22 protein-coding genes are annotated in these 26,073 nt (G+C 66.6%); 7 read left to right on the top strand and 15 right to left on the bottom strand.

From position 1 onward, the window contains the following. Positions 1-17: 17 nt before the first annotated feature. The 3 genes from C7402_RS15595 to C7402_RS15585 form a co-directional block, all read right to left on the bottom strand. The gene (locus tag C7402_RS15595) at positions 18-692 is read right to left on the bottom strand and encodes a LysE family translocator (protein WP_112171442.1); all 675 of its coding nucleotides are present in this window, start codon (positions 690-692) and stop codon (positions 18-20) included. 91 nt (positions 693-783) lie between these two features. Then, positions 784-2,256 carry an NAD-dependent succinate-semialdehyde dehydrogenase gene (locus C7402_RS15590; protein ID WP_116611216.1) on the bottom strand — a complete coding sequence of 491 codons (1,473 nt, stop codon included), beginning with the start codon at positions 2,254-2,256 and terminating at the stop codon, positions 784-786. 134 nt (positions 2,257-2,390) lie between these two features. Then, positions 2,391-3,983: a UbiD family decarboxylase gene (locus tag C7402_RS15585; protein WP_116611215.1), complete on the bottom strand. Its 1,593-nt coding sequence runs from the start codon at positions 3,981-3,983 to the stop codon at positions 2,391-2,393. A 632-nt stretch (positions 3,984-4,615) separates the two neighbouring features. On the opposite strand from C7402_RS15585, the gene C7402_RS15580 reads away from it, so the two are divergent. Continuing rightward, the gene (locus C7402_RS15580) at positions 4,616-5,818 is read left to right on the top strand and encodes a transglycosylase SLT domain-containing protein (RefSeq protein WP_116611214.1); all 1,203 of its coding nucleotides are present in this window, start codon (positions 4,616-4,618) and stop codon (positions 5,816-5,818) included. Positions 5,819-5,963: 145 nt separating this feature from the next. Here C7402_RS15580 and C7402_RS15575 read toward each other — a convergent pair whose 3' ends face one another. The 4 genes from C7402_RS15575 to ribBA all read right to left on the bottom strand — a co-directional run bounded on the left by C7402_RS15575 (position 5,964) and on the right by ribBA (position 9,417). Then, positions 5,964-7,157: a pyridoxal phosphate-dependent aminotransferase gene (locus tag C7402_RS15575; protein WP_116611213.1), complete on the bottom strand. Its 1,194-nt coding sequence runs from the start codon at positions 7,155-7,157 to the stop codon at positions 5,964-5,966. Positions 7,158-7,246: 89 nt separating this feature from the next. Continuing rightward, positions 7,247-7,681: a transcription antitermination factor NusB gene (gene nusB / locus C7402_RS15570; protein ID WP_028205233.1), complete on the bottom strand. Its 435-nt coding sequence runs from the start codon at positions 7,679-7,681 to the stop codon at positions 7,247-7,249. Then, positions 7,678-8,193: a 6,7-dimethyl-8-ribityllumazine synthase gene (gene ribH, locus C7402_RS15565; RefSeq protein ID WP_112171437.1), complete on the bottom strand. Its 516-nt coding sequence runs from the start codon at positions 8,191-8,193 to the stop codon at positions 7,678-7,680. The genes nusB and ribH overlap by 4 nt, the downstream gene beginning before the upstream one ends. 57 nt (positions 8,194-8,250) lie before the next feature. After that, positions 8,251-9,417 carry a bifunctional 3,4-dihydroxy-2-butanone-4-phosphate synthase/GTP cyclohydrolase II gene (ribBA, locus tag C7402_RS15560; protein WP_112171436.1) on the bottom strand — a complete coding sequence of 389 codons (1,167 nt, stop codon included), beginning with the start codon at positions 9,415-9,417 and terminating at the stop codon, positions 8,251-8,253. 223 nt (positions 9,418-9,640) lie between these two features. Between ribBA and C7402_RS15555 the strand changes: the two genes are divergently transcribed. Both C7402_RS15555 and C7402_RS15550 read left to right on the top strand, forming a co-directional pair. Further along, on the top strand, positions 9,641-9,922 hold the full coding sequence (locus tag C7402_RS15555; protein WP_112171435.1) for a type II toxin-antitoxin system RelE/ParE family toxin: 282 nt from the start codon (positions 9,641-9,643) through the stop codon (positions 9,920-9,922). A gap of 11 nt (positions 9,923-9,933) precedes the next feature. After that, positions 9,934-10,239 carry a HigA family addiction module antitoxin gene (locus C7402_RS15550; RefSeq protein ID WP_112171434.1) on the top strand — a complete coding sequence of 102 codons (306 nt, stop codon included), beginning with the start codon at positions 9,934-9,936 and terminating at the stop codon, positions 10,237-10,239. A 29-nt stretch (positions 10,240-10,268) separates the two neighbouring features. Here the strand turns inward: C7402_RS15550 and C7402_RS15545 are convergent, their stop codons facing one another. From C7402_RS15545 to C7402_RS15525, 5 genes are all read right to left on the bottom strand, one after another. Next, positions 10,269-12,098, bottom strand: a complete 1,830-nt coding sequence (locus C7402_RS15545) for an ABC transporter ATP-binding protein (protein WP_116611212.1) — start codon at positions 12,096-12,098, stop codon at positions 10,269-10,271. 430 nt (positions 12,099-12,528) lie between these two features. Further along, a complete protein-coding gene (locus C7402_RS15540; RefSeq protein WP_116611211.1) occupies positions 12,529-13,167 on the bottom strand; it encodes a riboflavin synthase in 639 nt (212 codons plus the stop codon). A 36-nt stretch (positions 13,168-13,203) separates the two neighbouring features. Then, a complete protein-coding gene (gene ribD / locus C7402_RS15535; RefSeq protein WP_112171431.1) occupies positions 13,204-14,322 on the bottom strand; it encodes a bifunctional diaminohydroxyphosphoribosylaminopyrimidine deaminase/5-amino-6-(5-phosphoribosylamino)uracil reductase RibD in 1,119 nt (372 codons plus the stop codon). A gap of 72 nt (positions 14,323-14,394) precedes the next feature. After that, positions 14,395-15,699, bottom strand: a complete 1,305-nt coding sequence (hemL, locus tag C7402_RS15530; protein WP_116611210.1) for a glutamate-1-semialdehyde 2,1-aminomutase — start codon at positions 15,697-15,699, stop codon at positions 14,395-14,397. A 219-nt stretch (positions 15,700-15,918) separates the two neighbouring features. Beyond that, a complete protein-coding gene (locus tag C7402_RS15525) occupies positions 15,919-16,515 on the bottom strand; it encodes a hypothetical protein (protein ID WP_244314857.1) in 597 nt (198 codons plus the stop codon). Positions 16,516-16,819: 304 nt separating this feature from the next. Between C7402_RS15525 and C7402_RS15520 the strand changes: the two genes are divergently transcribed. Beyond that, complete coding sequence (locus C7402_RS15520) at positions 16,820-18,037, top strand: Bcr/CflA family multidrug efflux MFS transporter (protein ID WP_116611209.1); 1,218 nt, start codon at positions 16,820-16,822, stop codon at positions 18,035-18,037. 116 nt (positions 18,038-18,153) lie between these two features. On the opposite strand, the gene C7402_RS15515 is transcribed toward C7402_RS15520, so the two are convergent. The 3 genes from C7402_RS15515 to zwf all read right to left on the bottom strand — a co-directional run bounded on the left by C7402_RS15515 (position 18,154) and on the right by zwf (position 22,315). Then, the gene (locus C7402_RS15515; protein ID WP_112171428.1) at positions 18,154-20,070 is read right to left on the bottom strand and encodes a bifunctional transcriptional regulator/glucokinase; all 1,917 of its coding nucleotides are present in this window, start codon (positions 20,068-20,070) and stop codon (positions 18,154-18,156) included. After that, positions 20,051-20,752: a 6-phosphogluconolactonase gene (gene pgl / locus C7402_RS15510; protein WP_116611208.1), complete on the bottom strand. Its 702-nt coding sequence runs from the start codon at positions 20,750-20,752 to the stop codon at positions 20,051-20,053. Before pgl ends, C7402_RS15515 begins: the two co-directional genes overlap by 20 nt. A gap of 93 nt (positions 20,753-20,845) precedes the next feature. Further along, positions 20,846-22,315 carry a glucose-6-phosphate dehydrogenase gene (gene zwf, locus C7402_RS15505; protein WP_116611207.1) on the bottom strand — a complete coding sequence of 490 codons (1,470 nt, stop codon included), beginning with the start codon at positions 22,313-22,315 and terminating at the stop codon, positions 20,846-20,848. Between the two features lie 576 nt (positions 22,316-22,891). Between zwf and C7402_RS15500 the strand changes: the two genes are divergently transcribed. From C7402_RS15500 to C7402_RS15490, 3 genes are all read left to right on the top strand, one after another. Beyond that, on the top strand, positions 22,892-24,139 hold the full coding sequence (locus C7402_RS15500; protein WP_116611206.1) for an ABC transporter substrate-binding protein: 1,248 nt from the start codon (positions 22,892-22,894) through the stop codon (positions 24,137-24,139). Between the two features lie 124 nt (positions 24,140-24,263). Further along, on the top strand, positions 24,264-25,205 hold the full coding sequence (locus C7402_RS15495) for a carbohydrate ABC transporter permease (protein ID WP_112171424.1): 942 nt from the start codon (positions 24,264-24,266) through the stop codon (positions 25,203-25,205). Then, positions 25,195-26,052, top strand: coding sequence for a carbohydrate ABC transporter permease (locus tag C7402_RS15490; protein WP_181565545.1), 858 nt, complete (start codon positions 25,195-25,197; stop codon positions 26,050-26,052). Before C7402_RS15495 ends, C7402_RS15490 begins: the two co-directional genes overlap by 11 nt. The last annotated feature ends 21 nt before the right edge of the window (positions 26,053-26,073 follow it).

The raw sequence follows: 26,073 nt of genomic DNA, 5'->3' as shown, positions 1-26,073 counted from the left end.
CGTCGCACGCACGCGCATTACGTCGCGGCCGCGCCTTGCAGGATCAGGTCGTGATACCCGTGCACGATCACGCTATATGAGAACCAGGCGAAGAGCAGCGCCGAGAGGACGTGGCAGGCGCGCAGCAGGCCGGTGCCTGCGCGCTTGCGCCCGTGGCTCGCGAGGCCGCACAGGAACAGGGTCCAGCCGAGCCCGCCCGCGAAGAACCCCAGCAGAAAGAGCGAAGCTGCGCCCGCGCTCGTTGCGCCCGATTTGGCGATCAGCGCGCCGCCGACGGCCGCGAACCACAGAATCGCGCTCGGCGACGAGAGCGCGAGCAGCACGCCGCGCCCGAAGCTGCGCCACGGCTTGGGCAGCGGGGCGGTGCTGTCGGCTTCGCCTTCCACGGGAGGTGCCGTTGCCGGATTGAGCGCTTCGCGCGCCATCTTCCAGGTGAGCATCAGCAGCAACGCCGAACCGCCGATCCACACGATCCAGCGCACGGCCGAAAACTGCAACAGCGCGGCCATGCCCGCAAGCGCGAGCGCGGCGTAGATGAGGTCGCCCAGGCACGAGCCGAGGCCGAGCCAGAAGCCCGCGCGAAAGCCGTGTGTGAGCGTGAGCGAAATGATGGCGACGTTGACGAGACCGATGTCGAGGCACAGCGAAAGCGACAGAAAAAAGCCGTCGGAAAGCAGGGAGACGTGAGGCATGAAAACGATTTCTTGTTGGTATGGACTGCGCGCCGGCGCCGCCCGCGTGCGAGAACGCGGGCGATGCGCCGGTCAGTGGTTCAAGTGAATCTCAAACCCCGATGCACAGGTATTTGAGCTCGACATATTCGTCGATGCCGTACTTCGAGCCTTCGCGCCCCAGGCCCGACTGCTTGACGCCGCCGAACGGCGCGACCTCGTTCGAAATGAGCCCGGTGTTGATGCCCACCATGCCGTATTCGAGCGCTTCGGCCACGCGCCAGACGCGGCCAATATCGCGGCTATAGAAGTAGGAGGCGAGGCCGAATTCGGTGTCGTTGGCGAGGCCGATCACCTCGGCTTCGTCGCTGAAGCGGAACACCGCGGCGACCGGTCCGAAGGTTTCCTCACGCGCGATCAGCATGTCGCGCGTGACGTCGGCGAGCACGGTCGGCTCCACGTAGCGGCCCGAGCTGACCTTGCCGCCCGCTACGAGCTTCGCGCCCTGGGCGGTCGCATCGGCAATGTGCTGCGTGACCTTCGCGACGGCTGCGTCATCGATCAACGGCCCCTGATTCACGCCATCCTCGAAGCCGTTGCCGACCTTGATCTTGCGCGAGGCGGCGGCGAGCTTTTCGACGAAGGCGTCGTAGACCTTCTCGTGCGCGTAGAAGCGGTTCGTGCAGACGCAGGTCTGTCCCGCGTTGCGGTATTTCGAGATCATCGCGCCTTCCACGGCGGCGTCGAGATCGGCGTCGTCGAACACGATGAAGGGCGCGTGGCCGCCCAATTCCAGCGCGACCTTCTTGACCGTCGGCGCGCACTGCTCCATGAGGATCCGGCCCACCGGCGTCGAGCCCGTGAACGACAGATGGCGCACGACGTCGCTCTCGCACAGCGCTTTGCCAATCGCGATGGAGTTCGCCGAGTCGGCCGTGACCACGTTGAACACGCCCTTGGGCACGCCTGCGCGCTGGGCGAGTTCGGCGAGCGCGAGCGCCGATAGCGGCGTTTGCTCGGCCGGCTTCACGACGATCGTGCAACCCGCGGCGATGGCGGGCGCGACCTTGCGCGTGATCATCGCGATCGGGAAATTCCAGGGCGTGATGGACGCGCACACGCCGATCGGCTGCTTGAGCACGACGAGCTTGCGGTCGGCGGCCGGGCTCGCGAGCACGTCGCCGTTCACGCGCTTGGCCTCTTCGGCGAACCACTCCAGGAACGATGCGCCGTACAGCACTTCGCCGCGCGCTTCGGCGAGCGGCTTGCCTTGCTCGGCGGTCATGATCGCGGCGAGGTCGTCGGCGTGCTCGATCACGAGGTCGAACCAGCGGCGCAGCACCGCTGCGCGCTCCTTGCCCGTTTTCGCGCGCCACGCGGGCAGCGCGGCGTTCGCGGCGGCGATGGCGCGCTGCGCCTCGTCGGCGCCGAAGTCAGGCACGCGCGCGATCTCGGCGTTGTCGGCGGGGTCGAGCACGGCGAACGTGGCCGCACCGCCGCTCCACTCGCCGTCGATATACGCGCGCGTCTTGAAGAGGGCGGGGTCGTTCAGTTGTGTCAGGCGCTCGGATGCGGACAAGCTCATCTTCGTGTCTCCTCAGGTTCACTGGCATCGCGCCTCGTGCCTGGCACGGGCCGCGATGCGGGAAGCGCGGCGTCGCGAATAGGGCGTCGCGGATGATTCGGCCGGCGCGCCGGGTCGCAAGCCGCATGCGATGGCTAGCCGCGGCCGAGGCCAAGCTCGTCGTACAGGCGATCGACGCGCGTCTTCACGGCCGCGTCCATCTCGATCGCGCGGCCCCATTCGCGGTCCGTTTCGCCGGGCCACTTGTTGGTCGCGTCGAGCCCCATCTTCGAGCCGAGGCCCGCCACCGGCGACGCGAAATCGAGATAGTCGATCGGCGTGTTCTCGACGAGCACCGTGTCGCGCGCTGGGTCGATACGCGTGGTGATCGCCCAGATCACCTCCTTCCAGTCGCGGATATCGACGTCATCGTCGACCACCACGATGAACTTTGTATACATGAACTGGCGCAAGAAGCTCCACACGCCGAACATCACGCGCTTGGCGTGCCCGGCGTAGCTCTTCTTCATCTGCACGATCGCCATGCGGTAGCTGCATCCCTCGGGAGGCAGATAGAAGTCCGTGATCTCGGGAAACTGCTTTTGCAGGAGTGGCACGAACACTTCGTTCAGCGCCACGCCGAGCACCGCGGGCTCGTCGGGCGGTTTGCCCGTATAGGTCGAATGGTAGATGGCGTCGCGGCGCATGGTAATGCGCTCGACCGTGAACACGGGAAACCACTCCTGCTCGTTGTAGTAGCCCGTATGGTCGCCGTACGGGCCTTCGAGCGCGTGCTCGTAGGCGGCGCTCGCGCCCTTCGCGGGGCGCGGCGGTGCGCCGGCGGGCGCGGGGCCCGGCTCGCCCGCCTGCGGGTAGATGAAGCCTTCGAGCACGATCTCCGCGCGCGCGGGCACCTGGAGCGTGTCGACGCCGGGCGTCAGGCACTTCGCGAGCTCGGTGCGGCCGCCGCGCAGCAGGCCGGCGAACTGGTACTCCGACAGCGTGTCGGGCACGGGCGTGACGGCGCCGAGAATGGTGGCCGGATCGGCGCCCAGCACGACCGCCACGGGGTAGGGCTTGCCGGGATGCTTCAGGGCGAATTCGCGAAAATCGAGCGCGCCGCCGCGATGCGCGAGCCAGCGCATGATGAGCTTGTTGCGGCCGATGAGCTGCTGGCGGTAGATGCCAAGGTTTTGGCGGGTCTTGTTGGGGCCGCGCGTGACGGTCAGTCCCCAGGTGATGAGCGGGCCGGCGTCGCCGGGCCAGCAGGTCTGGATGGGCAGTTTCGCGAGATCGACGTCGTTGCCTTCCCAGACGATCTCCTGGCAGGGCGGCGCGCTCACGGTTTTTGGCGCCATGTCCCAGACGGCCTTGGCAAGCGTGAAGAGCTTGCCGGCATCCCGCAGGCCGCGCGGCGGCTCCGGTTCCTTCAGCGCCGAGAGCAGGCGCCCCACGTCGCGCAGCGACTCCAGCGCGGCGCTATCGTCACCTTTGCCGCCGTCGTCGCTGCCGGGCGCGTCGATGCCCATGCCGAGCGCGACGCGCCGCGGCGTGCCGAACAGATTGCCGAGTACCGGGAACGCATGCGTCGAGCGGTTCTCAAAGAGTAGGGCCGGTCCGCCCGCGCGCAGGACGCGGTCGCACAGTTCGGTCATTTCCAGCACGGGGGAGACGGCTTGCGGGACGCGGCGCAATTCGCCGAGCGTCTCCAGGCGACCAACGAAGTCGCGCAGGTCTTTGTATTTCATCGGGAGCCAGTCGTGGGCAACTCGGTGGACAACTCGGTAGCCTGCCCGCGTGGCCAACTTGAGGGCCGCATCGGGCGGCTGCGGGATCCGCGGCCGGCGCGAAAAGCCGGACGAAACGCGGTGTAACGATTGTCGATTTTACCTGTGTTGGCTGGCACACGCTGGCGGCTAATCCGCATAACCGCCGCAGACGTACTTGGCGCGCGGTTTCCAACGGAATGAACACCGTTCATCATTACAATTAGTTATAGTTTTGACATTCTATAGTATTGACGATCTATAAAACGCTGATAGAATCCGTCCACACTGGTTGCAGGGCTTGCAATTTTTAGCCACTTCCCGGTCCTTCAGACGCAACGCGTCGCCGTATAGCCGAATCCCTGCACGGCTTGTTCACGGTCTAGATTGGCTGTTCTCGCCAGCGCCTCTTTGCGCTGGCTGTTCGCGTGAGAACTCCGTGTGCGCACATCGCGTGCCTGGTCATACCAAAGGAGTTCCACACACGGCGTACTTGCCGTTTTCCCGACACCGCTGCCGCACCAGCCAGGGCGCGCGGTGTCTTGATCCTGCGATTGGCCGTCAGCTTCGCGCCGACCCCACTGCCGGATCATGCAACATGGGGAGATCTGTAGATGAATACCTGGTTATCGTGGTGGCGCGCCGACGAGCGTGTAGCTCTTGGCCTACGTGCGCTGCTGCGCCGTGGCACCCGCCTGAGCCATCACCTGTTTAGTATTGTTGGTGGTTGTGCCGTTCTGCTCGCGCTGGCCCTTTGGCTGTTGCCCACGTGGCGCGGCACGCTGGCCGCGCGTCTGATGCCGTTCGTCTCGGCGGCCGTTCAGGCCGGTCCGGCGCGTCTGCTGCAAGGCAACCCGCTGCCTTCGTTCACGCCTCCGGGCGTGACCACCAACGACGACAACGCCGACGGCGCGACGCTGCCCACAGCGCTCGTGCCCGAAGCGGGCAACGCCGGTGTTTCGCCGGCCGGCTCCAACGGCACCGTCGCCAAGGTCGCGACCTCGGTTTCGAACGGCGGCATCGCCACGCTCGACGCGGTCACGCTCAATGGCCTCGACCCGCGCGCGCTGCCGAGCGTCGGCTCGCTCGCCCGCATGATCCCGCCGCAGCGCATCACCCCTGACGCCCGCGACGACCGCGTGCTCGTCTCGGCGCGCGAACAAGCGCTCGTCGCCACGTATCTGGCGCGCCGCTACCGCGTGGCGCAGGAACCCGTTGGCGAACTCGTGAAGGCGGCGTTCGACACCGGCCGCGAAGTGGGTCTCGATCCGCTGCTGCTGCTCGCCGTGATGGCGATCGAATCGGGCTTCAACCCGTACGCCGAGAGCGGTGTGGGTGCGCAGGGCCTGATGCAGGTCATGTCGAAGGTCCATTCCGACAAGTTCCGGTACTTCGGCGGCCAGAGCGCGGCGCTCGATCCGCTCGCCAATATCAAGGTCGGCGCACTGGTGCTGAAGGATTGCATCGCGCGTGGCGGTTCGCTGCCCGGCGGCCTGCGCCTCTATGTCGGTTCGACCTCGCCGGACGACGGCGGCTACGGCGCCAAGGTGATGGCCGAGCGCGGACGTCTGCGCGACGTGGCCCGCGGCCGCAACGTGCCGATCAACGCGCCGCAGGCGCCCGTCACCTCGACGGCCAGCACGTCCGCGCCGCAGAAGGTTGCAAGCATCAACGGCGACAAGCGCGTGCATGTGACGCTTGACGGCGCGCATGCGCTGGAAGACAAGGCGTCCGCCGCGAAGGGTGCGTCCGACCAGGACGACGCCAGCGCGAGCACGACCGCCCAGAAACACGGCTCGTCCGAACTCGGCGCGTGATCGATGTGACGCGGTGACGTGACGCGTTGACGTGATGCGTTGACGTGATGCGTTGACGTGATGCATGCGTAGCGGCAAGCCCGCACGCAACAAAAAAGGCACCCTCGGGTGCCTTTTTCTTTGTCTGTTGCCCGGCCCGCGGCGATCAGCGGCCGAAGAACGTATGCAGCCGGGTGACCGCTTCCTCCAGACGCTCGTACGCCGTCGCATACGACAGCCGCACGTACTGGCGCGGCGCGGCCACGCCGAAGTCCATGCCCGGCACCATCACCGTGCCCGCGTCGTGCAGCATCGCGCGGGTGAGCGCGTCGCTGTCGCCGGCGGCGGGGTGCGCGACGTTCGAGCAGTCGGCGTAGACATAGAACGCGCCATCGGGCATCACGGGCACCGTGAAGCCGAGCGATTCGAGCGCGGGCGCAATGAAGTCGCGGCGGCGCTTGAATTCGAGGCGGCGCGCTTCGTAGATCTTCAGCGTGTCCGGCTCGAAGCACGCGAGCGCGGCGTGCTGGGCGAGCGCCGAAGCGCAGATGAACAGATTCTGCGCGAGCTTCTCGAACGCGCCGACGAGCGAAGGCGGCACCACGAGCCAACCCAGACGCCAGCCGGTCATGTTGAAGTACTTCGAGAAACTGTTGACGGTCACCACGTCGTCACCGAACGAGAGCGCGGAGACGGGCGGCGCGTCGTACGACAGCCCCTGGTAGATTTCGTCCACGATCGTGAAGCCGCCGCGCGAGCGCACGCTCTGCACGATGCGCTTGAGTTCGTCGGGTTCGATCGAGGTGCCGGTGGGGTTCGACGGCGAGGCGAGCAGCACGCCGCGCGTGCGCGCCGTCCACAGGCGCTCGACATCGGCGGCGGTGAGCTGGAAGCGCGCCTGCGGGCCGCTCGGCACGAGCACCGGCTTGCCCTCCGCGGCGGCCACGAAGTGCCGGTTGCACGGGTAGCAGGGGTCGGGCATCAGCACTTCGTCGTCACGGTCGACAAGCGCCGTGCACGCGAGCAGGAGCGCCGCGGAGGCGCCAGCCGTCACGACGATGCGCGCCGGATCGACCGTGAGGCCGTACGCGTGCTGGTAGTGGGCGGCGATCGCTTCACGCAGCGCGTGAATGCCCAGCGCGCTCGTGTATTGCGTGACGCCGCTGCGCAGCGCGGCGGCCGCGGCCTCGACCACGGGCTCGGGCGCCGTGAAGTCCGGCTCGCCGATGCCCATGTGGATGATGTCGCGTCCGGCGCGCTCGAGCCTGGCGGCTTCCTTCGCCAGTTCCATGACGTAGAACGGCTGAATCTCGTCGACGCGCGCGGCAAGCCGCAGCAGCGGTTCGGCAACGGTGTTCATGCGGGTGTTTCCAGTACAGGCAGATCACGCGGCGCGCGGGGCGGGGCGCTGTGCTTCAGGGCGCCCGGTTGCCCCGGCGGCTCGCGCTATTACGACTTGCGGGCGTTTTGAGCTTCGGTGGCGCGCAGTTGCGCCGCGAGCTTGTCGAGCACGCCGTTCACATACTTGTAGCCATCCGAGCCGCCGAAGGTCTTCGTGAGCTCGACCGCTTCGTTGATCACGACGCGATACGGAATGTCGACGTGATGCTTGAACTCGTAGGTCGCGACGAGCAGCACCGCGCGTTCGACGGGCGAAAGCTGCTCGATCGGACGGTCGAGGCACGGCGTGATGGAGGCGGACAGTTCGTCCGACTCGCGAATGACGCCGTGCAGGATCGCGTCCAGATGCTCGTGATCGGCCTTGTCGTAGCCCTGCGAACCGCGCAGTTGCGCGTCGATCTCGCCGGCGGGCACACCCGACAGCAGCCACTGATACAACCCCTGCGTGGCCAGTTCGCGGGAGCGGCGGCGCGCGCTCTTCATTGCTGTTCCTCTTCGTCTTCCTCGTCTTCTTCATCGTCGTCGCCGCCGTCGAGCTGCTCCAACGCCACCGTCAGGTTCGCCATTTCCACGGCGACGCGCGCGGCGTCACGACCCTTTTCGGTCATGCGCGCCACGGCCTGTTCGTCGTTCTCGGTGGTGAGCACGGCGTTCGCGATGGGCACGTTGAAGTCGAGCGAGACACGCGAGATGCCCGAGCCGCTTTCGTTCGAGACGAGTTCGAAGTGGTACGTCTCGCCGCGCACGACCGCGCCGAGCGCGATCAGGGCGTCGAACTGGCCGCTTTCGGCGAGCTTTTGCAGCGCGAGCGGGATTTCGAGTGCGCCCGGCACGGTGACGAGCAGCACGTCTTCGCCCGTCACGCCGAGGCGTTCGAGTTCTTCGATGCAGGCGTCGGCAAGGCCGTTGCAGACGGGTTCGTTAAAGCGCGACTGGACGATGCCGATGCGCAGTCCGTCGCCGTCGAGGTTCGGTTGGTATTGTCCGATTTCCATGTGGTGTCCGTAGGTTCGGTTGAGCGTGGTGACGCGTAAAAGGGGCGCGATGCGACTTCAGCCGCGCGACGACGTATGGTCAGCGGTTTCGGGCGCGCAGGGCGCTTGCGTGTCGCCGCCTGGCATCGGCACGAAGCCCGTGACTTCCAGGCCGTAGCCCGACATGCTGCCAAGACGGCGCGGCTTCGAGAGCACCTGCATGCGGCCCACGCCGAGTTCGCGCAGGATCTGCGCGCCGATACCGTAGGTCTTGAAGTCCACGGGCCGGCGGGCGAGCGCCTCCGCGCGCTCTTTCTGGTCGAACGCCTTGAAGACGTCGATCAGGTGTTCCTTGGGTTCGCCGCAGTTGAGCATGACGATCACGCCCACGTCGCGCGAAGCGATCTCGCGCATGGCGGCGTCGAGCGTCCACGAGTGCGTGGACGAGCCCGTTTCGAGCAGGTCGAGCACCGAGAGCGGCTCGTGCACGCGCACGGGCGTGTCCTCGCCGGGCTTGGGCGTGCCGCGCACGAGCGCGATGTGCGGCGTGCGCGTGGGGTGGTCGACGTACATGACCGCGCGGAACGGGCCGTGCGCGGTATGCATGGTGCGCTCGGCCACGCGCTCGACGATCGACTCGGTGCGGCTGCGGTAGTGGATCAGGTCGGCGATGGTGCCGATCTTCAGGCCGTGCTCCTTGCCGAACTCGATGAGGTCGGGCAGGCGCGCCATCGTGCCGTCGTCCTTGATGACTTCGCAGATCACCGCGGCCGGCGTGAGGCCCGCGAGCGCCGTGAAGTCGCAGCCCGCTTCGGTGTGGCCCGCGCGCACGAGCACGCCGCCGGGCTGCGCCATGATCGGGAACACGTGGCCCGGCTGCACGATGTGCTCGGCACGCGCGTCGTGCGCGACGGCGGCCTGGATCGTGCGGGCGCGGTCGGCGGCGGAGATGCCGGTCGTCACGCCTTCCGCGGCTTCGATGCTGACCGTGAACGCGGTGCCGTACTGCGTGCCGTTGCGGTAAGTCATGAGCGGCAGGTTGAGCAGCTTGCAGCGCTCCTGGGTGAGCGTGAGGCAGATCAGGCCGCGGCCGTACTTCGCCATGAAGTTGATGGCTTCGGGCGTGACGAATTCCGCTGCAATGACGAGGTCGCCCTCGTTTTCCCGGTCTTCTTCGTCGACGAGGATGACCATCTTGCCGGCTTTGAGTTCGGCGATGATCTCAGGGGTGGAGGCGAGCGTCATGTTGGGATTCTGGCTGGAAAGCGCACATTTTACGCCACGCGGGCGGGCGCGTCGCCCAGAACGCGGGAGCGCGCAATGCCTTTTGACCGGTGGGCCTGTCTACCGGTGCGCCGGCGCGGCGACGCGCGGCTGCCCGTGTTGGCCGAACGGCTGACTGGTGCGTGAATCGCACATATTTCACATTGGTAACGCTTGACGTTAATAACGTGAGACGTTACTATCCATGACGATTACTTCCTTTGCTTGCCGCGAGACCGCGGCGCTCTTTGCGGGGCGGCGCATTGCCCGCTTCATCGCCATTGAAACGGTCGCAATGCGCAAGCTTCAGCAGATCCATGCCGCCGCTACGCTCGCGTTCCTGAGGGCGCCGCCGGGCAACCGGCTGGAGAGCCTCAGCGGGGAGCTGGACGGCTGGTACAGCATCCGCATCAATGCGCAGTGGCGCATCTGCTTTCATTTCGCGGGCGACGAGGCATCGGACGTACGCATCGTGGACTATCACTGAGGAGCAAAATCATGGCACGTGAAGTACCGCTTGCCACACCAGGCGAGATCCTGAACGAAGAATGGCTCAAGCCGATGGGCGTCAGCCAGTACGCGCTTGCCAAGGCCATTGGCGTGCCGCCTCGCCGTATCAACGAGATCGTGCTTGGCAAGCGCGCCATCACGGCGGATACGGCCGTGCGCCTCGCGGTTTATTTCGGCACCGACGCACGCAGCTGGATGGCGCTCCAGACGCATTACGACACCGAGATCGCGAACGAGGCGCTTGCCGAAGTGCTCGCGCGCATCAAGCCTCACCCGCGCGCCGTTCCCGCCTGAGCCTGCCTCGGGCGGGAGGGCGCGGCGGTTCAGCGCAGGATCACGTCGTCGGCGAGCCCCTTCGTCAACTCCAGCGCCTGGCGCTCGAACAGGCGCCGGTAGAGTCCGTTCGCGCGCCGCACGAGCGCGTCGTGCGTGCCTTCCTCCACCACGCGCCCGCGCTCCAGCACGAGCAACCGGTCGAGCGCGCGCACGGTGGAGAGCCGGTGCGCGATCACGACGGTCGTGCGGCCTTCCATCAGCCGCTCCATGGCCTGCTGGATCAGCACTTCGCTTTCGCTGTCGAGGCTCGAGGTCGCTTCGTCGAAGATCAGGATCGGCGCGTTCGCGAGGAACGCGCGCGCAATCGCCACGCGCTGGCGCTCGCCACCCGAGAGTTTCACGCCGCGCTCGCCAACCAGTGTGTCGTAGCCGTGCGGCAGCGCCGCGATGAAGTCGTGCGCGCTCGCGAGCTTCGCCGCGCGCTCGATTTCGGCATGCGTGGCGCCGGGCCGCGCGTAGGCGATGTTCTCCGCGAGCGAGCGGTGAAACAGCACGGGCTCCTGCTGCACGATGGCGATCTGCGAGCGCAGCGACGCCTGCTGCACGCGCGCGATGTCCTGGCCGTCGATCGTGATGCGGCCGTCCGATATGTCGTACAGGCGCTGGATCAGCTTGACCAGCGTGGTCTTGCCGGACCCCGAGTGCCCGACGAGGCCCACGCGCTCGCCAGGCGCGATGCGCAGCGAGAGGTTTTCGTACAGCGCTCGATCTTGCGCGCCATAGCGGAACGTCATGTTCTCGAAACGGATGTCGCCCTGATCGATCACGATGGGCGGCGCGCCGGGCCGGTCGTCGATGCCGAGCGGCTCGGCGTCGAGCGTCACGAGTTCTTCCATGTCGTTGACGGAGCGTTGCAGGTTGCGCACGTGCATACCCACGTCGCGCAAATAGCCCTTGAGCAGGAAGAACAGCGTGAGCGCGAACGTGATGTCGCCCACGCTCGCAAGACCGCGTGCCCACAGCAGCAGCGCCGCGCCGAGGATGGCGGCCTGCATGCCCACGAGCAGCGCGCCCTGCACGCCGCCGTTGAGCGTGCCGCGCTGCCACGTGCGCCGTGTGCGGCTGTTCCACTTCGAGACGACGCGCGCAAGCCGCGCTTCCTCGCGCGCTTCCGCGCCGAAGGCCTTGACCACGGCGTTGCACGAGATGGCGTCGGCCAGCGCGCCGCCCATCTTCGTATCCCACTGGTTCGCGAGCCGCGCCGAGGGGGCGACGTAGAACAGCGAGAGCGAGACGGTGATGGCGAGGTACAGCGCCGAGCCGACTCCGACCACGAGACCCATGACGTGCCACTGGAGCGCGAGCAGCAGCGTCGAGCCGACCAGCATCACGAGCGAGGGAAAGAGGGCGACGAGCAGCGTGTCGTTGAGCAGGTCGAGTGCCCACATGCCGCGCGTGACCTTGCGCACCGTCGAGCCCGCGAAGCTGTTGGCGTGCCAGTCGGTCGAGAAGCGCTGCACGCGGTGAAACGCCTGCGTGGCGATGTCGCTCATCATGCGCAGCGTGAGCACGATGATGTTGCGATACGCCGCCTGGCGCATGATCGTGCCCCCAAGCCCGAGCGCCGTGAGTGCCCAGAACGCGACGACGGCCGCATGCCATGCGCTGCCGCTGGCGGCTGCGCCGTCGCGGGTGAGGGCGTCGACGAGCTGGCCCGCGTAATGCGGCGTGAGCACGTCGGCGAGCGCGCCGAGCAGCGAGGCGAGCGCCACGGCCGTGACGCGTACCGGCTGGCGCGACCAGTGCCGGAAAGTGAAGCCGAGGACCTTGCGGAACGTTTGTCCGCCCGAGTCGGGTTTTTTGTTTGGCTCTGTCATGGACAGCGTGCTCCGGGCGCGACGCCCGAAGACTCTCCTGAATGAAGCGTTAAGTGTTGAGGCCGAAAACGGAATGCGCGCGCCCGGGCAACCATTGCCGGACGGCTCGACCTCGAAAAACGCGGGAACAAACGCGGGAACTACAGAACGGCGACGGCGCGGCGCTGGAAAACAAGCCGCGCGGGACGCGCTATGGCTGTGCCGGAAGCGGGAAGGTTGCGTAGTGACACGCAACATGCAACATCACCCGGATCGGCATGGCGGCGCTCGTGTCAATTGTTGCCAACTGTGCCTCCTTGTTCGATGCGGGTGAGGGGAACGCGGCGCGCCGTGTGGCGTTCGCGTGGGGAAAAGCTAGATTCTAGCAGCGCCCCGGCGCGCGTGCTTGCGCACGCACGGGGCTTGCCTTGCGCTGCTGGCTCAGCGGCTTTTAGTCTTGCGCGGCCTGATTGCCTGCTTTCTCGGCGGAGAGCATGCGCTCCACGTAGCGCGCAATCAGATCGATCTCCAGATTCACCTTCGTGCCCGCCCGAAGATGCTTGAGCGTGGTGACTTCCACCGTGTGCGGAATCAGGTTGATCGAGAATTCGCAGCCGTCGGCGCGGTCATCCACCGAATTGACGGTCAGGCTCACGCCGTTCACCGTCACCGAGCCCTTGTAGGCGAGATAGCGGCCGATCTCGACGGGCGCGAGAATGCGCAGCTCGTGCGACTCGCCCACGGGCGCGAAGCGCGTGACCGTGCCGAGGCCGTCCACGTGGCCCGAAACGATGTGGCCGCCGAGGCGGTCATGCGCGCGCAGCGCCTTTTCGAGGTTCACCTCGCCCGTTGCCGCAAGGCCCACGGTGCGGTTCAGGCTTTCGCGCGAGACGTCGACGTCGAAGCTCGTCGCCGACTTCTCGATGACGGTCATGCACGCGCCCTGGATCGCGATGCTGTCGCCGAGCTGCACGTCGTCGAGGCCGAGACCGCCCGCGTTGACGGTGAGGCGCACGCCGGCGTCGGCTTGCGTGCCGAGCGGCTTGATCGATTCGATGCGGCCCACTGCCGCGACGATTCCGGTAAACATCGTGCTGTTCCTTGTGTTCAGGTGCATCCGTGAGTGTCAGGCGTCTTGCGTCGTGACAACGCGCGCGAGGATGCGCAGGTCGTTGCCGAGACGATCGACGGAATGAAAAGCGAGGCGCGTGCGCCCTTCGAGCGTCGTGGGCGCGGCGATGTCGATCATGCCGAGCGCGTTCGTGCCGAGCAGCGAAGGCGCCACGTACACGAGCAGCTCATCGACGCAGCCTTCGCGCAGCAGCGACCCGTTGAGCTTGTAGCCGGCTTCCACGTGCAGCTCGTTCACGCCGCGCGCGGCCAGTTCGCCGAGCATGGCGGGCAGGTCGACCTTGCCGTGCTCGTTGCCGAGCGCGACGATCTCCGCGCCGCGCGCGCGCAGCGCTTCGGCGCGTTCTTCGTTGGCGGCGTCGAGCGCCGCGCAGAACACCAGCGTGGGCGCGCCCACGAAGATCTGCGCGAGCGGCGAGGCGTCGAGGCGGCTGTCGATCAGCACGCGCCTCGGCTGGCGCGGCGTGTCCACCGCGCGCACGGTCATGCGCGGATCGTCCTCCTTCACCGTGCCGATGCCCGTGAGGATGGCCGAGGCGCGCGCGCGCCAGGCGTGGCCGTCGGCGCGCGCGGCTTCGCCCGTGATCCACTGGCTTTCGCCCGAAGGCAGGCCCGTGCGGCCGTCGAGCGACGCCGCCACTTTCATGCGCACCCACGGGCGCTTGCGGGTCATGCGCGAAACGAAGCCGATATTGAGTTCGCGCGCCTCATGGGCGAGCAGCCCGCAGCGCACGTCGATGCCCGCGTCGCGCAGGATCGACAGGCCGCGCCCCGAGACGAGCGGATTCGGATCTTCCATGGCCGCGATCACGCGCGCGACTTTCGCGTCGATCAGCGCGTTCGCGCAAGGCGGCGTGCGGCCGAAGTGGCTGCACGGCTCGAGCGTTACATAGGCGGTCGCGCCGCGCAGATCGTGGCCGCGCGCGCGGGCGTCCTTCATCGCCTGGATTTCGGCGTGATCCTGGCCGGCCGGCTGCGTGAAGCCTTCGCCGATCACCACGCCGTCCTTCACCAGCACGCAGCCCACGCGCGGGTTCGGGTCCGTGGTGTAAAGGCCGCGCTGCGCGAGGGCGAGCGCACGCTCCATGTGAACGAAATCGGATTGCGAAAACATCGTTGAGCTTTCTCTTCGGCGGCGTTCGGGGTGGTGCGGGCGAGGCGGGGCGCGCCTCGCGTGCGCGGGTGTTTATTGACCGGCGGCGAAGGCGCGGCGTGCCGCGGCGATCGTCTCGTCGATGATCGCGTCGTCGTGCGTGCTCGACACGAAGCCGGCCTCGTAAGCCGAGGGCGCGAAATACACGCCCGCGTCCAGCATCTGATGGAAGAAGCGGTTGAAGTGCGCGATGTCGCTCTTCGTGACTTCGGCGAAGCTGCCCGGCACCTTGTCGGCGAAATAGAGGCCGAACATGCCGCCCACCGAATCGGCGACGAATGGCACCTTGGCTTCGCGCGCGGCTTCCGAGAGACCCTGGGCGAGACGCGCGGTTTTGGCCGTGAGCTGCTCGTAGAAGCCGGGCGCCTGGATCAGTTGCAGCGTCTTCAGGCCCGCCGCCACCGCGATCGGGTTGCCCGAGAGCGTGCCCGCCTGGTAGACGGTGCCGTTGGGCGCGAGGTGATCCATGATGTCGCGACGGCCGCCGAACGCCGCCGCCGGCATGCCGCCGCCGATCACTTTGCCCAGACACACGAGGTCGGCCTCGACACCGTAGAGCGCCTGCGCCCCGCGCAGGCCCACGCGGAAGCCGCACATCACTTCGTCGAAAATCAGCACGCTGCCGTGCTTCGCGGTGAGGCTGCGCAATGCGCCGATGAACTCGGGCGTGGCCTTCACGAGATTCATGTTGCCCGCGACCGGTTCGACGATCACGGCGGCGATCTCGTCGCCGAACGCCTTGAACGCTTCTTCGAGCGCCGCGACGTTGTTGTATTCGAGCACCGTGGTGTGCCTGGCGATGTCCACCGGCACGCCCGCCGAAGTCGGGTTGCCGAACGTGAGCAGGCCCGAGCCGGCCTTCACGAGCAGGCTGTCGGCGTGGCCGTGGTAGCAGCCTTCGAACTTCACGATGCGGTCGCGCTTCGTGTAGCCGCGCGCGAGACGCAGCGCGCTCATGGTCGCTTCGGTGCCGCTCGACACCATGCGCACCTGCTCCATCGACGGCACGATCTTGCAGATTTCCTCGGCGATCTCGATCTCGGCCTCGGTCGGCGCGCCAAACGAGAAGCCATTGGCGAGCACGCGCTGCACGGCTTCGAGCACGTCCGGATGCACGTGGCCGACGATCATCGGGCCCCACGAGCCGATGTAGTCGATGTAGCGCTTGCCTTCGGCGTCCCAGAAGTACGGCCCTTGCGCGCGCTCGATGAAACGCGGCGTGCCGCCGACCGAGCGGAACGCGCGCACGGGCGAATTCACGCCGCCCGGAATGGTGCGCTGGGCGCGCTCGAAGAGGGCTTCGTTGCGGTTCTGCGTGCTGGACTGGGTGTTGGACATGAGTGCTGGACCTGCGAAAGTGGTGTGGCGGGTGCCGGGCGCGGCGCTTGACGGACGTGGCCGGCGGGCGGACCCATGCGGCGCCGCAAGGGCGCGGGCGATGGGGCTATTCTGTCGAAATTGTACCGGACTCGCGCGGATCGGGCCGGGGGGCCAGGACCGGCCCAGCCGGGCTGAAACGCGCCGAGGCGCGTCGAGCCCGCGTCACGCGGCAGGGCGTCAACGCGACGGTGAGCGACGCCTCGTGGTTCCCGGCGCGGGATGCGGCTTCGTGTCGCGCGCGGCCCCCGGCGCCGGGTCGGCCGCCGCCGGTGGTGGCGCCGCCAGTTGCGCTTCGTGCAGCGCCTGCATGGCCGCGAGCGCCGGCGCGGGCATCGGCCGGCGGCCGGTCAACTCCGCCCAGCGCTTTTCGAGCGCGCCTTGCGCGATGGGCTTGATGAGGGTGCCCGAACTCTGTGCGTCCCAGGTTTGTACCGAAAACGGATGAACCCGCAAGTCGTCGCGCGCGATCACGACTTGCTCGCCCGCGTCGGCAAGCCAGTCATAGACGAAGTCGATGCACAGCCGGTAGCCGCGCTTGTACGCGGCGTCGGGCACCTCATAGGGCGCGCGCGTGACATAGCCCGAGCCGAACAGGCCGCGCGGCTCGGCGGCCACCCGGTGCAGGAACACGCGATCGCCCGGCAGGATGCCGCGCGCGAAGCCGCAGCCCCATGTATCCGCGACGGCTTCCCCCGCGCGCACGCGCCGTGCGAACTCCGGCAACTCGGGCCAGGGCCACTTCTTGGGGCTCCAGATCAGCAGGAAGGCGGTCATGTCGGCGGGGCGAGGGTGGACGAAAGCGGGCAGCTTAGCGCAAAGCGCAGGAAAAGCCGCATGCGGGGCGGCGCAAGGCGGCCGATGGGCCTCAGGTACAATGCGGCGGCAGCGTTAGCGCTTTTTTCGCCGCTTTCTTGCCGCTTTCTTGCCGCCTTCTTGCCTCTTTTCGCCTGCCCGATGCTGCCAGTTCGTCGCCAGTTCGCGGCCAGGGTGCAGAGGTGGCCCAGAGCACCGGCGCAGGAAAGCGGTCCATGACATTGAGATCGCGCCAACCGCGCGCGTTCCGCCGCCATCCACATCCATGTCCCATTCTCCGCGCCGCCGGCCCGATGGCCGGCTGATCCTGTTGCTCGGCGCACTGGCCGCCTGCGGCCCGCTCGCCACCGACATGTACCTGCCGAGCCTGCCGGCCATCGCGCAGTCGTTCGGCGTGAGCGCCGCCGCGGCCGCCTCGACGCTCACGAGCTTCATGGCCGGCTTCTCGATCGGCATGCTGCTCTACGGTCCCGTTTCCGACGCTTACGGGCGTCGCCCCGTGCTGCTCGGCGGCATCGCGCTCTTCACGGTGGCGAGCATCGCCTGCTGGTTCTCGTTCTCGGTGGGCGAACTCGTGATCGTGCGGTTTCTCCAGGCGCTCGGCGCGGGCGCGGCCTCGGTGCTCGCGCGGGCCATCGCGCGCGACGCGCACGAGCCGTCCGACGCCGCCAAAGTGTTGTCGATGGTCGCCATCGTCACGTCGATCGGGCCGCTGCTCGCGCCGCTCATCGGCGGCCAGTTGCTGCTGATCGGCGGCTGGCGCGTGGTGTTCGTCGCGCTCACGTTGTTCGGCCTCGCGTGCGCGGTGGCCGCGTATCTGCGCGTGCCCGAGACCTGGCCGGCCGAAAAGCGCGAAAGCGCGGCCGTGCTGCGCTCGTTCGCGGCGTATGGCCGCCTGCTGCGCGACCCGCTCGTCTGGGGGCACATGCTCTGCGGCGGCATGGCGTTCGCCGCGATGTTCACCTATATCTCGGCCACGCCCTTCGTCTATATCGAGTATTTCCACGTTTCGCCGCAGCACTACGGGCTTTTCTTCGGCGTGAACGTGTTCGGCATCATGCTCGGCAATTTCCTCAACACGCGTTTCATCGGGCGCCAGGGCACCTTGCGCATGATTTCGTTTGCGTCGGCCGTCAGCGTCGTCGCGTCGTTCTTCGTCGCGCTCATGTGCGTGACGGGTTGGGGCGGTCTGTGGTCGATCGTGACGGGTCTTTTCTTCGTGGTGAGCGTGGTGGGGCTGCTCGGCGCGAACTGCGCGACCGATCTCATGTACCGCTATCCGAAGAACGCGGGTGCGGCGGCGGCCGTGTTCGGCGCGACGCAGCTTGGCCTCGGCGCGTTCGCGAGCGCCGTGGTGGGATGGTTCCCCGGCGTCTCGCCGTTCGGCATGGGCGTGACGATTGGCGTGTGCGGCGCGCTCACGTGGGTTGGGCGTGCGCTCGTGGTGAAGTGGCACGGCACGCCTGCGCCGGGCGCCACGTAAGCCGCAACGCCGTGAGCCGAACCAGTCGCTAAAGAAAAATGGGATGCCGAGGCATCCCATTTTTTTTGTCGCTCATTGTTCGTGGCTCACCACGCCGAATGAGCCGGCTTTCGCCTTCAGTCGCGCGCCGTGGATGACGCCCCGTGGCTCAGCCAGTCGAGCACGGCCGATGCGTCGTCGTCGGCATGCTCGCGCGCCTTGGCAACGGCGTTGCCCAGATCGGCGTCGGGCGAAGCGCGGCGAATCGCGACGCCCACCGCGAGGATGTCGATCATCAGCAGATGCAGAATGCGCGAGATCATCGAAAGCTGCGACTCGCGCATCTCGATGTGATCGGTTTCGAGCGCCACGGTCGCGCGCTTGGCGAGCGGCGTGTTGCTCGACGTAATCGCAATCACCTTCGCGCCCGCCTGCATGGCGACGTCGAGCACGCGCAGCAGTTCCGGCGCGCGGCCCGACTTCGACACGGCCACGATCACGTCGCCCTTGCCGAGCAGCGCGGCGGAGGCGGCCTGCATGTACAGGTCGCCGTAGGCGATCGTCGGGATGCCGAAGCGAAAGAACTTGTAGTGCGCGTCCTGCGCGACGATGTGCGAGTTGCCGAGGCCATAGAACTCGATGCGGCGCGCGCCGTTGAGCAGCGTGATCGCATTCTCCACATGCTCGAAGTTCAGGTGCTCGCGCAATTGCAGGATGGCCGACACGGTGTTGTCGAGCACCTTCGCGCCGAAGTCGGTGGCCGTGTCGCCCAGATGCACCTGGCTGTGGCTCACCGGAATCGTGCCCGTCAAGCCCGTGGCGAGCTTGAGCTTGAAGTCCGAGAGACCCTGGCAGCCGAGCGAGCGGCAGAAGCGGATGACCGTGGGCTGGCTCACGTCGGCCTTGCGCGCGATGTCGACGATCGGGTCGTTGATGATCGAGCGTGGATGGTTGAGCGCGAGGTCGGCCACGCGGCGCTCGGCAGGCGTGAGCGCGTCGCGCATCTGGCGGATGCGCTCGAACACGGCCGACGAGCCGCCGCCCGCGCGATTCGACAACTGCTCCTGGAGAATCGCGGAGACGCCGAGGAACGCCGGATACTCGGCCGTGATGACATAGGTCGGCACGTTGGCGAGATAGGTGTCGAAGCGGCCCTTCGCCTCGAAGCGCTGGCGAAACGACGAGCGCGTGAACAGTTCGCCCAGACGCGGCACGACGCCGCCGCCGATATAGATGCCGCCGAGCGAGCCGAGCGTCATCGCGATGTTGCCCGCGAAGCTGCCGAGAATGCCGCAGAAGCATTCGACGGTTTCGATCGCGAGCGGCTCGCCCTCATGCGCGCGCTTGACGACTTCCGCCGTGTCGAGCGTCGCGGGCAGCTTCTTCTTGTCGCGCGCCGCGAGCGCGCGATAGATGACTTCGAGGCCGGGCCCGGCGCACACGCGCTCGAACGACACATGCGGCCACTTCTTGCGCGCGAACTGCAAGACGAGGTCTTCGCGCTCGTCCTGCGGCGAGAAGCTGGCGTGGCCGCCTTCGCTGCCGAGCGCGATCCAGCGGTCGTCGGCGGGAATGAGGCCCGAGACGCCGAGACCCGTGCCCGGCCCGAGCAGGCCGATCACGCTGTTCTGGCGGCGCTGGCCGCCGCCCACCTGCACGCGCTGCGCATCGGTCAGGCCGGGCAGCGCCATGGCGAGCGCGGTGAAGTCGTTCACGACCAGCAGCGTGTCGAAGCCGAGCGCGCGGCGCGTGGCCTCGATCGAGAAGGTCCAGTCGTGATTGGTCATGCGCACCTGGTCGCCGTCGACCGGATTCGCAATGGCGATCGCCGCATGATTCACGCGGCCGATCTTCGTGTCCTTCAGGTATTGCTGGATCACCTCTGCCACGCCCGGATACTGCGCGCACGGATACACGCGCACCTGGCCGATGTCGCCAGGCGAGGTTTCCAGCGCGAAGCGCGCGTTGGTTCCGCCGATGTCGGCGAGCAGCCTCGGTCCGTCGGCGTGCTGGCCCGCCCCAGGGGCGTTTTTATTAGGCGCACCAGTAGACATCGAGTCTCACTCCCTTGTCGTTCGCCAGCTTCGAGATGGCGTTGTTTTGTTCGGCCGCGGCGGCCTGTTGCAGCACTTCGAGCTTGCGTTGCCCGGCGATCAGCAGGAACAGGCGATCGACCTGGCGCAGCGCCTGCATCGACCACGAAACGCGCGCATGGGGCGCCGCCTGGGGATGCACGGCCACGAACGGGCGCGCCGTCGTGATGGCCTCGTGCCATTCGGGCGCGTCGGCGAAGATCGAGGCCGTGTGGCCGTCCTCGCCCATGCCGAGCACGGCGACGTTCGGCAGCCTGCGCGCCGGGTCGGCGTTGAGCGCGGCCACGTGCGCGTCGAGATCCTGCGCGACATCCACGAGCGGCAGGAAGCGCGCGTTGGTCGCTTCGTGCGTGAGCAGCGTTTCGCGTGCGAGGCGCGCGTTGCTCGCGGCATCGGTGTCCGGCACCCAGCGGTCGTCGACCAGCGTGACGTCGATGTGCGCCCAGTCGAAGCGGTGCGTCGACAGGTTTTCGAGGAAGGGGCGCGGGCTCGTGCCGCCGGAGACGGCGAGCGTTGCACGGCGCGCCGCAGCACCGGGCGCGGCTTGCTGAGCGGCGAGCGACGCATGTAACGCGTCGCCCACGGCTCGCGCCAGCGCGTCGGATTGGACGCGCGGGTCGTCGAATACGTGAAGCTCGATCACTTCTCCTCCATGCTGCTTTTTTGTAGGTCTGCGGTGTAGTTCATCGGTCCGTTCCGGCGTCGCGCAAGCGCTGCGCGCCGCCTTGCAATCACATCAGTTCTCTTCTTCGAGCCAGCAGGTGCCGTGCTGCGCGAGCATCGCGCTCGACGCAGCCGGTCCCCACGTGCCCGCCGCGTACGGCTTGGGCGCGCGCGGCGAGGCGGCCCATTCGTTCAGGATCGGCTCGACCCATTTCCATGCCGCTTCCTGCTCGTCGCGGCGCACGAACAGCGCGAGGCGCCCGTTGATCACGTCGAGCAGGAGACGCTGATACGCCTCCATCTGCCCTTCGCGGAAGAACTGGTCGAACGCGAGGTCCAGATGCACGCTCGCGAGATTCATGCCTTCGCCGGGCTGTTTCGCGAGGCAGTAAAGGCGGATGTTCTCGTTCGGCTGCAAGCGGATCACCAGGCGGTTCGCGCCCGGTCGCAGCGCCGGCGCGCCAAGCGCCGAATGCGGCACCGGGCGGAAGTTCACGACGATCTCCGCCACGCGGTCGGCAAGGCGCTTGCCGGTGCGCAGGAAGAACGGCACGCCCGCCCAGCGCCAGTTCTCGATCTCCACCTTGAGCGCCACGAAGGTCTCGGTGTGGCTGTCGGGCTTCACACCGTGCTCGGTCGCGTAGGCCGGCACCGACTGCCCGCGGATCACGCCCGCATGGTACTGCCCGCGCACCGCGACCTTGCTGATGTCGAGCGGGTTGATCGGCTTGAGCGCGCGCAGCACACGAAGCTTTTCATCGCGCACCGAATCCGAGTCCATCGAATGCGGCGGTTCCATGGCGACGATCGAGAGCAGCTGCAACAGGTGATTCTGCACCATGTCGCGCAGCGCGCCAGTGTTGTCATAAAAATCGCCGCGCGCTTCCACGCCCAGTTCTTCGGCAATCGTGATCTGGATGCTCTCCACCCACTCGCGGCGCCACAGCGGCTCGAAGAGCGCGTTGCCAAAGCGCAGCGCGAGCAGGTTCTGCACCGGCTCCTTGCCGAGGTAGTGGTCGATCCGGTAGATCTGGCCTTCGGTGAAGATTTCGCCCACGGCGTCGTTGATCGCGTTGGACGACTTGAGGTCGTAGCCGAGCGGCTTTTCCAGCACGATGCGCGAGTTCTCGTTCAGACCCACGGCCGCGAGCGCGCGGCAGATCGGCACGAACAGCGACGGGCCCGTGGCCAGATAGAACACGCGGATGCCGGGCAGCGACGCGATGCCGTCGCGCAGGTGCGTGAAGTCCTCGGCGCGCGAGAGGTCGAGCTTCACATAAGCGATGCGTTCGAGAAAGCTTGCCCATGCGTTTGCATCGAGACCGCCGTTCTTCGCGACGTGCGGCTTGACGTGTTCGTCGACCCACTGGATATAGGCCGCGCGATCTTCCTCGTGGCGCGCGACGCCCACGATCTTGCCCGACTCCGCGAGCATGCCTGAACGGTGTGCTTCATACAGCGCGGGGAGAATCTTGCGCATCGACAGGTCGCCGGTGGCGCCGAAGAGCACGAACGTGAAACCTGAATCGGTCGGGTTTTGCATGAGTCTCCGTCACTGTCCTGGGTGGCCGCAGCAGGGTACATCGGGTGCCCGCAGATGTGGGCATTCAGGCGGCCGTAGTCCGATAAAATTTTTTTTGACACTGAATTGTAGTTTAACTACAATCCAAATCAAGAGGTAACGTTCATTCGATGAAAAAAGCGTGCGGCGCAGCCACCAAGGCGGTCTTGCGCGGTTTCCCGAGCGGACGGAATGCCCCCATGTTAACGGAGAACAATGCGGGACCCTGTCCGGCTCGACACTGTGCCGGGCGACCGGTTCTCCGCGTGCTGCGGGGCGTCAAGGCCGTATGACGCAAGCGGCGCCTCGGCCGGCCAGACCGCCGGTGAAAATCAAAAGAGGAGACAGTCAGTTGCATCCCGAACCACTCATCTCTTGAGCGTCCTGCGGCCGGTAACCGGCACGCGGCCCTCGCGCATCCAACGAAAAGTACGCGCGTGTGGCACTCCGGCGCCCGTCCGTCCAGTGTTTTGCCTGTTTTGCCTGTGTAACCAACCACCGCACCCTGGCGATCAGGGGCCAATCGTTTTTTGTTCAGGTGTCTGGAGGAGATAAGCAATGAAATTCCGAGCGATCATGGGTGCCCTGTGCGCCGCAGGTCTGATGGGCGGCGTCGCCACGGCGCAAGCGGCCGAGTCTCTCGAGGTGCTGCACTGGTGGACGTCGGGCGGCGAGTCGAAGGCCGTCGGCGTGCTCAAGGACGACATGCAGAAGCAGGGCTACGTGTGGAAGGACTTTGCGGTCGCCGGCGGCGCGGGCGCGGCGGCCATGACCGCACTGAAGACCCAGGTGATCTCGGGCAACGCGCCGACGGCCGCCCAGATCAAGGGTCCGCTGATCCAGGAATGGGCGGAGCAGGGTGTGCTGGTGCCGATCGACGCGGCCGCGACCGACTGGAAGGCCAACCTTCCGCCGCAGATCGACAAGATCATGCACGCCGACGGTCACTACGTCGCCGCGCCGTTCTCGGTGCACCGCGTGAACTGGGTGTGGATCAACAAGGCAGCGCTCGACAAGGTGGGCGGCAAGCCGCCGACCACGTGGCCGGAATTCTTTGCGCTGGCTGACAAGCTCAAGGCTGCCGGCATCCAGCCGGTCGCCGCAGGCGGCCAGCCGTGGCAAGACCTGACGCTGTGGGAAGACGTGGTCCTCTCGCAAGGCGCGGACTTCTACAAGAAGGCGCTCGTCGACCTCGACCAGAAGACCCTCACGTCGCAGCAGATGGTCGGCGTGTTCGACACGGTCCGCAAGATCGAGTCGTACATGGATAACGGCCGCACGGGCCGCGACTGGAACCTCGCCACGGCCATGGTCATCAACGGCAAGGCCGGCATGCAGTTCATGGGCGACTGGGCCAAGGGCGAATTCGCGAACGCGAACAAGCAGCCGAACACGGATTACATTTGCGCGCCGGTGCCCGGCACGGCGAAGGCCTACACTTTTAACGTCGACTCGTTCGTGTTCTTCCAGCAGAAGGGCCAAAAGGCGGCAACGCCTGGCCAGATCGCGCTGGCCAAGACGATCATGAGCCCGGCGTTCCAGGAGCAGTTCAGCCTGTACAAGGGTTCGATCCCGGTGCGTCTGGGCGTGGACATGAGCAAGTTCGACGAGTGCGGCAAGAAGTCGTATGCGGATGAGCAGACCGCGATCAAGGCCGGCGGCTATGTGCCGTCGCTCGCGCACGGCATGGCTCAGGCCGACGCCACGGCGGGCGCCATCACCGACGTCGTGACGAAGTTCATGAACTCGAACCAGGATTCGAAGAGCGCGGTGGAAGCGCTCGCGAAGGCTGCGAAGACGAAGTAAGTCGGGCAGGTTGGTGAGGTAAGACGGGGTGCGCCACACGTGGCGCACCCCGGGCATGACGGTTCACCCTCTGAACCCCATCATCGTGCGAAAGCTGTTTTCGCACCGTTCCAGGAGTTGCGCAGTGACTGCTTCTCTTAGCGGCAACGGCAAGGCGGCCACGCCTGCTACCCGCCGCGCGTCGCCGATGGCGGCGCTCGCAGACCGCTGGATCCCGAAGCTGGTGCTTTCGCCCAGCATTCTGATCAGCCTTATATTCGTCTACGGTTTCATACTGATTACCGGGTATTTGTCGCTTTCGACTTCGCGACTGATGCCTCGTTATGATTTCGCGGGCCTCGAACGTTATCGCGAGCTGTTCGCGAACGACGTCTGGTGGACCTCGGCGCAGAACCTCGGCTGGTTCGGCATCCCGTTCATCGCGATCTGCGTCGCGCTCGGCCTGTTCCTCGCGATCCTGCTCGACCAGCAGATTCGTCAGGAAGGCGCGCTGCGCGCGGTGTTCCTCTATCCGATGGCGCTTTCGTACATCGTCACGGGCACGGCCTGGCAGTGGATTTTCAATCCCGACCTCGGCATTCAGCAGGTGATGCACAGCCTCGGCTGGACGAGCTTCCAGCTCGACTGGCTGAACAATCCGGACCGCGCCATTTTCTGTATCGTGGTCGCGGCCGTCTGGCAGTCCACGGGCTTTTGCATGGCGCTGTTCCTCGCAGGCTTGCGCGGCGTGGATAGCGAGATCTTCAAGGCCGCCCAGGTGGACGGCGCGACGCTGCCCACGATCTATCGCAAGATCGTGATTCCCAGCATGCGTCCGGTGTTCTTCTCCGTGCTGCTGATCCTGTGCCACATCACGATCAAGACGTTCGACCTGGTTGTCGCGCTCACGGCGGGCGGCCCGGGTACGTCGTCGTCGCTGCCGGCCATCTTCATGTACACGTTTTCGTTCAACCGCGGGCAGCTCGGTGTCGGCGCAGCGTCGTCGATGATGATGCTCGCCACTGTCGTGGCCGTGCTCGTGCCGCTCATGTATCTGGAATCGAGGAGCACGCGCAATGCAGCCTAAGATGACTGTGAGCCGCGTGGTCATTTACGCGGCGCTGATCCTGTTCGCGTTGTACTTCCTGTTCCCGCTCTACGTGATGCTGTCGACGTCGTTCAAGTCGCTCGACCAGATTCACTCGGGCACCATGCTTTCGCTGCCCACGAGCCCGACCTTCGCGCCGTGGATCAAGGCGTGGAGCGAAGCGTGTACCGGCGTGCGCTGTGACGGCATGCAGCCGTTCTTCATGAACTCGGTGAAGATGGTGATTCCGGCCGTTCTGATCTCGTCGATCATCGGCGCGTTCAACGGCTACGTGCTCACGCACTGGCGCTTTCGCGGCGCGGATGCGCTCTTCACGATGCTGCTGGTGGGCTGCTTCATTCCGTTCCAGGCCATCCTGCTGCCGATGGCGCGTCTCGAAGGCTTCTTCGGCCTGTCGAACACGATCGGCGGTCTGGTGCTGGTGCACGTCGTGTATGGCATCGCGTTCACCACGATGTTCTTCCGCAACTTCTACGTGAGCGTGCCCGCCGAACTCGTGAAGGCCGCGCGCATCGACGGCGCCGGTTTCTTCATGATCTTCACGCGCATCATGATGCCGATCTCGCTGCCCATCTTCATGGTGTGCCTGATCTGGCAATTCACGCAGATCTGGAATGACTTCCTGTTCGGTATCGTGTTCTCGGGCGTCGATTCGATGCCGATCACGGTGGCGCTGAACAATCTCGTGAACACGTCCACGGGCGTGAAGGAATACAACGTCGACATGGCCGGCGCGATCATCGCCGCGCTGCCCACGCTGCTCGTCTACGTGATCGCCGGCCGCTACTTCGTGCGCGGTCTCACGGCGGGCGCGGTGAAGGGCTAAGAAGCTCTATTCGATTAAAAG

The sequence above is a fragment of the Paraburkholderia unamae genome, assembly GCF_003096875.1.
GTDB classification, from domain to species: domain Bacteria; phylum Pseudomonadota; class Gammaproteobacteria; order Burkholderiales; family Burkholderiaceae; genus Paraburkholderia; species Paraburkholderia unamae.
This window is presented reverse-complemented; position numbering and strand designations above follow the sequence as displayed.